The organism is Streptococcus infantis (assembly GCF_047460825.1).
In the GTDB taxonomy this organism is placed as follows: domain Bacteria; phylum Bacillota; class Bacilli; order Lactobacillales; family Streptococcaceae; genus Streptococcus; species Streptococcus infantis_V.
The window spans coordinates 47,116-58,693 of the sequence record NZ_JASHFO010000011.1 but is presented as its reverse complement, the minus strand read 5'-3'; the positions used below and the strand labels follow the sequence as shown (position 1 = coordinate 58,693).

Genomic DNA, 11,578 nt, shown 5'->3' with positions numbered 1-11,578 from the left:
AGAAACAATTGAACGACTCTTTGGAACGGCTAAGGAGTACCATAATTTGAGATACACTAGAGAGAAAGGAAAGTCCAAAATGGAGGATCAGGTTGGGCTTACTTTGGCGTGTTTAAATATCAAAAAATTGGTGAAATGGATAGGAAATATCCCTTTTTATTTTTCTCAAATACAGATTTTTGGATAGATTAGTAGATGATGAGATAAACTATTTTTGAAAAGAGAAAAAGACAAACGTCATTTTTGGCGTTTGTCTTCGTTCTGAAGCCAGACATCCGTCTGGCTTGAAAAGTATTTCTCGTTGAGTTGAATTTCAACCTTTTAAAGGATTTTATCCGCTCGATCCACCATAAAGAGGGCGATTGTCATGATGATATCAATTACTAGAAGAATCAGTACCGCTGGAACCCAAGACTGGAACATGTTAAAACTGTAACCAAAGAGAGTTGGTCCAAAGGCAGCTAGAATGTAACCACCGGTCTGGGCAAGTCCAGATAATTGAGCCGTTTTTTCAGGCGAGCTTGTTTTAATAGAGAAGCAAACCATGAGATAAGGGAAAAGAGCGCTACAGGCAGTACCAATCAAGAGATGGGCAACCAACCAATACAAGAAACTGTTGCTCGGGTATAGAATCATGGCAATTCCTAACATACCAGCCAGAGAGATGATTGTTAACATGATTTGACGGTGACGATTTGACAAACGCGTCGTTAAACTTGGAATGGTCATGGAGAAGGGAATGCTAATTAGTGAAAAGATAGAAGCCAGAAGTCCGGCATCTGTATGAGCTAGCCCTGCACTGATGGCCATGGTTGGTAACCAGGTCATGCTGGTATAGAAGAGTAGGGACTGAAGTCCACCGAAGACAATAATAGCCCAAACTTGCTTGCTTTTTAGGATATTCTCTTTTTCTTTTTTCTCTTCATGCCCTTCTAGGAAATGATTGTGGCCATGGTTGGGGAACCAGACCAATAAGGTTAGCAGGCAGACCATGGACAGGCAGAGAATCAGCCCCTTCCAAGATGTTGCCTGAGTAATGGGTACAGAGAGGTAGGAAGCTAGTGCTGTCGCGATTCCCATAGTCGTCACATAAACCGTTGTCAGGAAGCTAATCTTTTGTGGGTAGTTTGCTTGAATCATACTAGGAAGAAGTACGTTAAAAATAGCGACACTTGCTCCGATGAGTAAGGTTCCCAGATAGAGAAGGGGAAGATTGAAGATACGAATCACTGAACCGACGGTTAAGACGAGGAGACTATAGGTGAAAAGATGCTCGAGGCCAATCTTTTGAGCCAAACGCGTCGCAAAAGAGGAGAAAAGAGCAAACATCAAGAGAGGAAGGCTGGTCAAAACCCCAAGTGAACTGACCTCAACTCCTAAACCTTGAGCAATATCTCCCAAAACAGTTGGTAAGGCCGTAAAAGGAGCTCTTAAGACCGCTCCGATTAAGATAATTCCTAGAATAAAAAAGAGTGATCGTTTTTTCATGTGAACCTCAATAAACTGATTTTGATAACAGCTTATTTTAAGGCTTTTTCCAATAGATGTCAAGATGGTGTGAGAAAATCCGCTCCTTAGTTGAGCGAAATCATGGGGAAAAAAGAAGGATAGATTTACTAGTTTTTTTCTGGAATTCAAATAAAAATAGGAAAGTCTGAAAATTTGTGATAAAATAGTGAAAGAAAATATTTAGGAGACTGTAAGTGATTCAACAAATCGATAATTTAATCGTCTCTATTGTGATTAGTGCTTATAATGAAGAGAAGTACTTACCAGGCTTAATTGAAGATTTAAAAAGACAGACATACAGTAAAGAAAATATTGAAATTCTATTTATTAATGCAATGTCTACTGATAAGACAACCGATATTATTCAGCGATTTATCTCTGAGGATACCGAATTTAGATCAATTAGATTGTATGATAATCCTAAAAAGAATCAAGCAAGTGGTTTTAATTTAGGGATTAAGAACTCTAATGGAGACCTTATTTTGAAGATTGATGCACATTCCAAAGTCACAGAGGATTTTGTGAAGAATAATGTTGAAATCATCAATCAGGGAGAATATGTCTGTGGGGGGCCTAGACCAACACTTGTTGAAGGTGAGGGTAAATGGTCCCAAGCTTTACATATCGTTGAAGAAAATATGTTTGGAAGCAGCATCGCAGATTATCGAAACAGCTCTCAAGACAGATATGTTTCTTCTATTTTTCATGGCATGTACCGTCGAGAAGTTTTTGAGCAAGCTGGTTTAGTCGATGAACAACTTGGAAGAACAGAAGACAATGAACTTCATTATCGTATCAGAAATCACGGATATAAAATAAGATTTAGTCCCAACGTTTTATCTTATCAATATATTCGACCAACATTTAAAAAGATGCTCCACCAAAAGTATTCAAACGGGCTATGGATTGGATTGACAACTCATGTTAAACCAAAATGTCTATCTATTTTTCATTATGTTCCCTTTGCGTTTGTGTTAAGCATTTTTGTAAGTGCTATGTTACTACCTTTTTCTCCATTGTTTTTAGTACTTCTGTTAACAGTATATAGTTTACTTGTGATATCTTTGACGATACTTGCTTTATTGAAGCATAAAAACGAAGTATTACTGTTAATGCCTTTTATGTTGTTTTCTATTCATTTTACCTATGGTATAGGTACAATAGTTGGATTAATCAAAGGTTTTAAATGGAGAAAAGGTTATAAATACGAAATTCAGTATTTAAATTAAAATTTCTTAAGCGTGCTTAATTAAACATTTTCTCTGTGTAGGAGGATACCATTCACATGAATAAAAAAATGACAGATTATGTAATTGATCTGGTTGAAGTATTAAATAAACAACAAAAACAAGTCTTTTGGGGGATTTTTGATGCTGCCAGCATGATTTCCTCAATCATTGTTTCTTATATCTTGTTTTATGGATTGATCAATCCAGCTCCTGTGGACTATGTCATCTATACAAGCTTGACCTTCCTTTTCTATCAAATCATGATTGGATTCTGGGGGCTCAATGCTAGCATTAGTCGTTATAGCAAAATCACAGACTTTATGAAGATATTCATTGGAGTAAGTGTCAGCAGTGTCTTGTCCTATCTCCTTTGCTATGCCTTCTTGCCACTTTTCTCTGTGCGTTTCATCGTTCTCTTTATCTTGCTCAGCACCTTCTTAATCTTGCTCCCACGTATTACTTGGCAGTTGATCTATTCAAGACGCAAAAAGGGTGATGGAGAAGGGGAACATCGTCGTACCTTCTTGATTGGTGCGGGAGACGGTGGAGCTCTCTTTATGAACAGCTACCAACATCCTACGAGTGATCTTGAGTTAGTGGGTATTTTGGACAATGATGAAAAGAAAAAAGGTCAAAAACTAGGTGGGATCCCAGTCTTAGGATCTTATGAACAGTTGCCAGAGCTCTCTAAACGTCATCAGATTGAAAAAGTTATCGTTGCGATTCCTTCTCTCGATCCATCAGAATATGAACGCATCCTAAAAATGTGTAACCAACTTGGCTTGAAGTGTTATAAGATGCCCAAGATTGAGTCTCTTGTACAGGGCTTGCATCCTCAGGTAGGTGGTTTCCAAAAAATCGACATTACGGACCTTTTGGGACGTAAAGAAATTCAACTAGATGAGTCGCGTCTAGGACCAGAAATTACTGGAAAAACCATCTTAGTGACAGGTGCAGGAGGTTCTATCGGGTCTGAGATTTGCCGTCAGATTAGTCGCTTTAATCCAGAGCGCGTGGTTCTCTTGGGTCATGGGGAAAACTCTATTTATCTGATTTATCATGAATTGATTCGTAGCTTCCAAGGAATTGACTATGTTCCTGTGATTGCAGACATCCAAGACTACGATCGCTTGCTTCAAGTATTTGAGCAGTACCAACCAGCCATTGTTTACCACGCTGCTGCCCATAAGCACGTGCCAATGATGGAACGTAATCCAAAAGAAGCCTTTAAGAATAATATCCTCGGAACTTACAATGTTGCCAAGGCAGTTGATGCCGCTAAGGTACCGAAGATGGTTATGATTTCGACCGATAAGGCCGTTAATCCACCAAACGTAATGGGAGCTACCAAACGTGTGGCAGAGTTGATTGTTACAGGATTCAACCAACGTAGTCAATCTACCTATTGTGCGGTTCGTTTTGGGAATGTTCTTGGTAGCCGTGGTAGTGTGATTCCAGTATTTGAGCGTCAGATTGCAGAGGGTGGTCCAGTGACTGTGACAGACTTCCGTATGACTCGTTACTTTATGACCATTCCAGAAGCTAGCCGTTTGGTGATCCATGCAGGAGCTTATGCTAAAGATGGAGAGGTCTTTATCCTTGATATGGGCAAACCAGTTAAGATTTATGATTTGGCCAAGAAAATGGTTCTTCTCAGCGGACGTACTGAAAATGAAATTCCGATTGTAGAAGTGGGGATTCGTCCAGGTGAGAAACTCTATGAGGAGTTGTTGGTATCTACTGAATTAGTTGATAATCAAGTCATGGATAAGATTTTTGTTGGTAAGGTTAATGTCATGCCACTTGAAGTCATCAATCAAAAGATTGAAGAATTCCGTGCCTTGCAAGGTTCAGAGTTGAAGCAAGCTATTATCGGTTTTGCTAACGAAACAACTCACATTCATTAAAAAAGTAAAAGGGTATGATTCCTGGCTCATTGTCAACTGTAGTGGGTTGAATAAAAACTAACATCTGGAGAGGACAATTGATGTCCTCTTCATTTTTATATTCAGAGCGATGAAAATTCGTTTCTTAAAGTTGTCAAAGTTCCTAAAACCAAAGGCATTTCGTTTGATGAGTTTAATGAGATTATTGGTTGCTTCCAATTTAGCGTTGGAATAGGGCAATTGAAGGGCGTTGACAATTTTCTCTTTGTCCTTGAGGAAGGTTTTGAAGATAGTCTGAAAAAGAGGATGAACCTGTTTAAGATTGTCCTCAATGAGTCCGAAAAATTTGTCTGGCTCCTTGTTCTGAAAGTGAAAAAGCAAGAGCTGATAGAGATTATAGTGGTGTCTCAAGTCTTCTGAATAGCTCAAAAGCTTGTCTAGAATCTCCTTATTTGTTAAGTGCATGCGAAAAGTAGGGCGATAAAAACGTTTATCACTTAGTTTACGACTATCCTGTTGAATGAGCTTCCAGTAGCGCTTGATAGCTTTGTATTCATGGGATTTTCTATCAAACTGATTCATGATTTGAACACGGACACGACTCATAGCACGGCTAAGATGTTGCACAATGTGAAAACGATCTAGAACGATTTTAGCATAAGGAAAAAGCTGTTTAGCCAAGTTATAGTAAGGACTAAACATATCCATAGTAATGATTTTCACCTGACAGCGAACGGCTCTATCGTAGCGCAGAAAGTGATTTCGGATGATAGTCTGGGTTCTACCTTCAAGCACGGTGATAATGTTGAGATTGTCAAAATCTTGTGCAATGAAACTCATCTTTCCCTTGGTAAAAGAATACTCGTCCCAAGACATAATCTCAGGAAGTCGGCTAAAGTCATGCTTAAAGTGAAAGTCATTTAACCTGCGAATGACAGTTGAAGTTGAAATGGCCAGCTGATGAGCAATATCTGTCATAGAAGTCTTCTCAATCAACTTTTGCGCAATCTTTTGGTTGATAATACGAGGGATTTGATGATTTTTCTTGACGATAGAAGTCTCAGCGACCATCATTTTCGAGCAATGATAGCACTTAAATCGACGCTTTCTAAGGAGAATTCTAGTAGGCATACCAGTCGTCTCAAGGTAAGGAATCTTAGACGGTTTTTGAAAGTCATATTTCTTCATTTGATTTCCGCAATCAGGACAAGATGGGGCATCGTAGTCTAGTTTAGCTAGGATTTCCTTGTGTGTATCCCTATTGATGACATCTACAATTTTTATGTTTGGGTCTTTGATATCAAGGAGTTTTGTGATAAAATGTAATTGTTCCATATGATTCTTTCTAATGATGGTTTCGTCGCTTTTCATTATAGATCTTATGGGACTTTTTTTCTACACAAAATAGGCTCCATAATATCTATAGGGGATTTACCCACTACAAATATTATAGAGCCTGATTCCTAGCTTCATGTTAGAAGTGAGTGGAATTATACCTTTTCTTGATAACTGCTACTCCTTTACCAATTTCTTGAACAAACTTGTCATTGTTGAACATTTATGGTAAACTAAATTTATACTATTTGAAAATCAAAGTAACTGAGGTCTGCATCGTTTGACTGTACTTAGATATGGTTTATAACGAACTTTCTAATTTGCTCTTTCATTTTCATTTCGTATGAATTAAAAAAATAGGGAGTAACTTATGATTAACGCATATAAGAATTTCTTTAAAGGTTATGTAGATTTTACAGGCCGTTCAACACGCTCAGAGTATTGGTGGATTTGGCTAACAAATATGATCCTCCTTGTCCCTTTTTACTCAGTATATTTTAAGGCACTAGCAAATCCAAGAAATGAGGCTGCTCTTATGGCCTTGGGTGGAATTGCTATTATCTATATGATCTTCGGTATAGCACTTTTCTTACCTGGACTTGCATTGACAGTTCGTCGACTACGTGATGCTGGTTTCCACTGGGCTCTAATCTTTATCATTTTTATTCCGATGGTTGGACCTCTTGTTCTTTTAGTTTTGTTAGCCATGCCAACGAAACAAGTAGAAGTAGTAACCATCAATGAAACTGAAGAAGTTGTAGAAGTTTCACCATTCGAAGAATCAGACAAAAACTAAGAAGTTTAGGTTTTGCAAGTGAAACTGTTTTAGAGTTTTCTTTATATTGTTAAGCAAATATCTAACACTCCCATATCTAAAATAGATTTGGGAGTGTTTTAGAACAATGAGGCTGCTTTATAGTATACAGTTGTTAAAAAGGAGAAATATCTTGTTTAGGGCTTATATAAATTTTTTAAAAGGTTATGTAGATTTTGTAGGACGCTCAACACGTCCAGAGTATTGGTGGGTTTGGCTGATGAATCATATCTTGTTCCTCCCCCTGTATATCCTTATCTTCAATAAAGAAATAAACCAAGGCCCTTCTCTGAACTTTACTTTAGTTATATTGGTTGTCAGTATTTATGCCATTTTGGCTCTACTCCTTTTGTTGCCTACTTTAGCGTTAAAGATTCGACGTTTGCGTGATGGAGGTTTCCACTGGGCCTTTATCTTCCTTCACTTTGTTCCAATGGTTGGACGTTTTGCTCTATTAGTTCTGCTAGCTATGCCAAGTAGGGAAGTAGAAATAGTAACAATCAATAGACCTAAAGAAGTTGAAAGCGAAGAAGCTACCCCCTTTGAATAATTGGATGAGTACAGGGAATGTCATTCTCCACATTAAGAGCAGACAAAAAGCTCCCAAACCTAACTTTTAGGCTGGGAGTCTTTTGTTTTAACGTTTTAATTGTAGATGCTGTAAAATGTCTGCCGGCTGATGAGCAACCCAGTCAGGATGATAGCCCATGAGGTCATTCTCCTCCCCAAATCCCCAGGTTACCGCTAATTTTTTAATGCCAGTTTCTTGGGCACCAATCATATCAAACTTGGTATCTCCGATAATAACAACTTTTTCTGGCTCCAAGTTATGAGTTGTCAAAGTTTGACGGATGACATCTGCCTTGTGTAGGGCTTGAGGGCTTGAACCATAAATGCCATCAAAGAAGTGGTCAATCCCAAAATTGCTAGTCATGTCAACTGCGGTTGGTGTATTCTTCGTAGTAGTGATATAAAGAGGATAATGCTCAGCTAGTTCTACGAGTAAATCTTTGATATGTGGAAAGAGTTGGGCTTCGTAAACACCCTTTTCCTTATAATAAGAACGATAGAGCTGGATGGCTTCCTCTATTTGCTCAGCTGGTAAACAACTAGCAAAGCTGGTTTCTAGTGGGGGCCCCATAAAACCTCGAATGGTTTTGGCACCAGGACTAGAAACTCCAAGTTGGTCAAAGGTATAGGTGAAACCATTATGGATACCGATAGAACTATCAACTAGCGTTCCATCTAAGTCAAAAAAGATAGCAGATATAGATGACATTGATTCTCCTCATAATGATGAAATTATTCGCCGAAGATTTCTTTTTGAAGGCGACGACCTGTAGGTGTGGCAGCGAGCCCCCCTTCAGCAGTTTCACGAAAGGCAGTTGGTAAGCTAGATCCTACTTGATACATGGCGTCAATGACCTCATCAACTGGAATTTTGGATTCAATACCAGCCAGAGCCATATCGGCTGCGATGAAGGCGAAGCTTGCTCCCATGGCATTCCGCTTGACGCAAGGAACTTCAACTAAACCTGCAACTGGGTCACAGATAAGACCGAGCATGTTTTTGATAACTAAGGCGATAGCCTGACTCGCCTGATAAGGCGTTCCGCCTGCAGCTAGGGTTAGGGCAGCGGCACTCATGGCTGAAGCTGAACCGACTTCGGCCTGGCAGCCACCTTCGGCTCCCGAGATAGACGCGTTGTTAGCAATGACGAGACCAAAAGCACCTGCAGCGAATAAGAAGTCTAGTTGTTGTTCATGAGTTAAATCCAACTTTTGAATAGCAGCAGTGAGAACGGCTGGAAGGCAGCCTGCACTACCAGCAGTAGGTGTTGCACAGACCAGTCCCATCTTGGCATTGTGTTCATTAACGGCGATAGCATTACGAGCTGCAGACAAGACAGTGAAGTCTGATAGGGTCTTTCCTTTTTTGATGTAGTGGTCAAGCTTTGCAGCATCTCCACCTGTCAAACCGCTACGAGATTTCTTTTCACTAAGACCAAGCTCAACTGAAGCTTTCATGACTTCAAGGTTGCGCTCCATGAGAAGGAGAACTTCTTCACGTTCACGACCTGTTAGCTCAAACTCGGTCGTAATCATGAGCTCAGCAACATTGCCTTGAAAATCAAGTTCGGCTTGTTGGACTAATTCTTTGATAGAGTAAAACATATTTTCTCCTATTGAAAGAAATTGACATTATGCAAATGAGGAATTTTACGAATCTCTTCGATAGATTCATCACAGTTGCGACTATCAACTTCGATAATCATAATGGCTTTCTCACCAGCTTTTTCTCGGGTTACATTCATTTGGGCGATGTTAATGTCAAAGCGAGAGAGGGCCTCTGTTACATGAGCAATCATACCAGGAACATCCTGATGAACGATGATAATGGTAGGAGTGTTCATGTTGAGGGATACGGCAAAGCCATTGAGCTCTGTTACCTGGATATTACCACCGCCGATTGAAATTCCTGTCACACTGATGGTCTTGTGCTCATTCTTAACAGTGATTTTCGTAGTATTTGGGTGAGGGGCGTTACTGTCTTTCTGGATGGTCCAGACAATTTTGATGCCACGCTTGTGGGCAATTTCTAAACTATTTGGAATTTCTGGATCATCTGTGTCCATTCCTAAGATTCCAGCGACCAGGGCGAGATCAGTTCCGTGCCCTCGATAGGTTTTTGCAAAAGAATTAAAAAGCTGGAACTCGACCTCGGTTGGAGTATCGTCAAAGATAGAAGAGACGATTTTACCGATACGAACAGCTCCTGCCGTGTGACTACTAGATGGGCCAATCATGACTGGGCCAATGATATCAAAGACAGATTGAAAACGAAGTGATTGCATCTGTTTCCCCTTAAAAAGATTCTTAACTCTATTATATCAAAGATTAGATACAAGCGCTCAATTCCATGATAAAATATCTAAAATCCCCATAAAGCCTATAAAATCAAGCCTTTTGTAACAAAAAGAGGCTATTTAAGTGAAATAAAACATAGTCTTGTAACATTTCTACATAAAACCGTCAAGAAACAGTAATAATAGTAGGGTATGATGGAAATATAAGAAAGAAGGAGAATCTTTTAATATGAAATCAACAACTAACAAAATTAAAACAGGACTTGTAGGAGTAGCAGCAGCGCTTGCTTTCCTTGCACCATCACTTACTTTTGCACAAGAAACAACAACTTACACAGTAAAATCAGGTGACACTCTATCAGGAATCGCTGAAAAATACAATACAACTGTTGAAAAATTGGCAGAAAAAAATAAGATTAAAGATATTCATTTGATCTATGTAGACCAAGTATTGGTGATTGATGGTGAATCACCAGCAACTTCAACTACTTCAGCTGCGACAGCAGAAGCTCCAGCAGAAGCTCCAGTAGCAGCTCCTGCAGCTACTGAAACAACAACTTATGAAGCACCAGCAGCAAGCGTAACTGTAGCAGAAGAAACTGTTGCTACAACAGAAACTTCAGCATCAACTTCAACTGTAAGCGGATCTGAAGCAGAAGCTAAAGAATGGATCGCTCAAAAAGAATCAGGCGGTAGCTACACAGCTACAAACGGACGTTACATCGGACGTTACCAATTGACAGATTCATACTTGAACGGTGACTATTCAGCAGAAAACCAAGAACGTGTAGCAGACGCTTACGTTGCAGGACGTTACGGTTCATGGACTGCAGCTAAGAACTTCTGGCTTAACAACGGTTGGTACTAAGAACTGACGAACAAAATAAGATGCAAAAGAGGCTGGGTAAAAACTAGCTTAAAAATAAAACCACACAGTGATTTCAGTCTTGAAAACCATCAAACTGAAAGAAACACTGTGTGGTTTATTTGAAAAAAGACAGTAAAAAAAGCGCAAAAAATCGCTTCTTGTGCTATACTGTAATTGAAATTTTTTAGTTTGGGCGTTAAAACTGTTTCCTCAGTCCTAGCGCCTTTTCTTTTTGATAAGTCTGCTTAGTGGAGAATAGTTTGTAAATGATTCTGAGAATCTTATGGGCACAAACAATAATCGCCTTCATCTTGCTTCCTCTTTGGCAAATTCGATTGTAAAAAGAAGAAAAAACTGGATCCTTAGAATGTGTTGCAATCAATCCCGACATGGTCAAAGCCTGTTTGATATAGCGATTTCCTTGCGTGATGTGCGAGGATTTTTTAATGCCAGCACTTTCATAAGACCCTGGGCAGAGTCCAGCCTATGATGCTAAGTGTGCATCGGATGGAAAGGCTGTAACAGTTGGTCCAATCTCAGCTAGAATAGTGGCAGCACAGTTTATACTCTTCTAAAATCAAATTCAAACCACGTCAGCGTCGCCTTACCGTACTCAAGTACAGCTTGCGGCTAGCTTCCTAGTTTGCTCTTTGATTTTCATTGAGTATTAGCGTCCTTCACGCCTGTCTTACGACCAGGTACATTCTTGATATGTTGAGGATTGGCAAGTACTAAGACGAGATCAGAATCTGAAAAGATATTAAAGAGAGGGAGCCAATATTGCCCAGTACTTTCAAAAATGACATGTGTGACGTGATTTTCTACCATCCAATCTAAGACATTGTGAAGAGCTACAGTAGTTATCCCAAATTTCTTCTGAATTTTCTTTGGTTTATTGCTATCTAGTGGACCATCTAGAATACAACAAACAATGGATTTTTGGCGGACATCAATTCCACAACACGTTTCAATCATGACTTCCACTATAAAAACCTCCTGTTAAATATTTGAACAATAGAACAAGAGGCTACTAGTAATTTTATTTTCATGCTCAAGGCATATTCGAGTTA

General features: G+C 39.3%; 12 protein-coding genes and 1 pseudogene. 6 read left to right on the top strand and 7 right to left on the bottom strand.

Going from position 1 to position 11,578, the window contains the following annotated elements; genetic code table 11:
- Window positions 1–187 (top strand): transposase (locus QM911_RS04955; RefSeq protein ID WP_414313292.1); only part of this gene is annotated, 187 nt, incomplete at its 5' end.
- 134 nt (window positions 188–321) lie between these two features.
- Here QM911_RS04955 and QM911_RS04950 read toward each other — a convergent pair.
- Window positions 322–1,488 carry a CynX/NimT family MFS transporter gene (locus QM911_RS04950; protein WP_414291485.1) on the bottom strand — a complete coding sequence of 389 codons (1,167 nt, stop codon included), beginning with the start codon at window positions 1,486–1,488 and terminating at the stop codon, window positions 322–324.
- A 215-nt stretch (window positions 1,489–1,703) separates the two neighbouring features.
- On the opposite strand from QM911_RS04950, the gene QM911_RS04945 reads away from it, so the two are divergent.
- Both QM911_RS04945 and QM911_RS04940 read left to right on the top strand, forming a co-directional pair.
- Window positions 1,704–2,738 carry a glycosyltransferase family 2 protein gene (locus QM911_RS04945; protein WP_414313291.1) on the top strand — a complete coding sequence of 345 codons (1,035 nt, stop codon included), beginning with the start codon at window positions 1,704–1,706 and terminating at the stop codon, window positions 2,736–2,738.
- Window positions 2,739–2,794: 56 nt separating this feature from the next.
- Window positions 2,795–4,645: a polysaccharide biosynthesis protein gene (locus tag QM911_RS04940; protein WP_414313290.1), complete on the top strand. Its 1,851-nt coding sequence runs from the start codon at window positions 2,795–2,797 to the stop codon at window positions 4,643–4,645.
- A gap of 57 nt (window positions 4,646–4,702) precedes the next feature.
- On the opposite strand, the gene QM911_RS04935 is transcribed toward QM911_RS04940, so the two are convergent.
- Window positions 4,703–5,959 (bottom strand): ISL3 family transposase, encoded by a 1,257-nt coding sequence (locus QM911_RS04935; protein ID WP_414313295.1) that lies wholly within the window; start codon window positions 5,957–5,959, stop codon window positions 4,703–4,705.
- Window positions 5,960–6,329: 370 nt separating this feature from the next.
- Here QM911_RS04935 and QM911_RS04930 point away from each other — a divergent pair, with 370 nt between their 5' ends.
- Both QM911_RS04930 and QM911_RS04925 read left to right on the top strand, forming a co-directional pair.
- Complete coding sequence (locus tag QM911_RS04930) at window positions 6,330–6,755, top strand: DUF805 domain-containing protein (RefSeq protein ID WP_414313289.1); 426 nt, start codon at window positions 6,330–6,332, stop codon at window positions 6,753–6,755.
- 151 nt (window positions 6,756–6,906) lie between these two features.
- Entirely contained in the window at window positions 6,907–7,323 is a 417-nt protein-coding gene (locus QM911_RS04925) for a DUF805 domain-containing protein (RefSeq protein ID WP_414313288.1), read from the top strand.
- Window positions 7,324–7,410: 87 nt separating this feature from the next.
- Here QM911_RS04925 and QM911_RS04920 read toward each other — a convergent pair whose 3' ends face one another.
- The 3 genes from QM911_RS04920 to sdaAB are packed head-to-tail and all read right to left on the bottom strand — an operon-like array spanning window position 7,411 to window position 9,628.
- Window positions 7,411–8,052, bottom strand: a complete 642-nt coding sequence (locus QM911_RS04920) for an HAD hydrolase-like protein (protein WP_414313287.1) — start codon at window positions 8,050–8,052, stop codon at window positions 7,411–7,413.
- A gap of 23 nt (window positions 8,053–8,075) precedes the next feature.
- Entirely contained in the window at window positions 8,076–8,948 is an 873-nt protein-coding gene (sdaAA, locus tag QM911_RS04915) for an L-serine ammonia-lyase, iron-sulfur-dependent, subunit alpha (RefSeq protein ID WP_414313286.1), read from the bottom strand.
- A gap of 8 nt (window positions 8,949–8,956) precedes the next feature.
- Complete coding sequence (gene sdaAB, locus QM911_RS04910) at window positions 8,957–9,628, bottom strand: L-serine ammonia-lyase, iron-sulfur-dependent subunit beta (protein WP_001191178.1); 672 nt, start codon at window positions 9,626–9,628, stop codon at window positions 8,957–8,959.
- Window positions 9,629–9,869: 241 nt separating this feature from the next.
- Between sdaAB and QM911_RS04905 the strand changes: the two genes are divergently transcribed.
- Window positions 9,870–10,508 carry a LysM peptidoglycan-binding domain-containing protein gene (locus tag QM911_RS04905; RefSeq protein ID WP_414313285.1) on the top strand — a complete coding sequence of 213 codons (639 nt, stop codon included), beginning with the start codon at window positions 9,870–9,872 and terminating at the stop codon, window positions 10,506–10,508.
- A 196-nt stretch (window positions 10,509–10,704) separates the two neighbouring features.
- Here the strand turns inward: QM911_RS04905 and QM911_RS04900 are convergent.
- Together QM911_RS04900 and QM911_RS04895 are read right to left on the bottom strand one after the other, a co-directional pair.
- A pseudogene (locus QM911_RS04900) lies at window positions 10,705–10,980 on the bottom strand (IS110 family transposase); the annotation flags it as partial.
- Window positions 10,981–11,165: 185 nt separating this feature from the next.
- On the bottom strand, window positions 11,166–11,483 hold the full coding sequence (locus QM911_RS04895) for an IS110 family transposase (RefSeq protein ID WP_414313294.1): 318 nt from the start codon (window positions 11,481–11,483) through the stop codon (window positions 11,166–11,168).
- Window positions 11,484–11,578 lie beyond the last annotated feature (95 nt).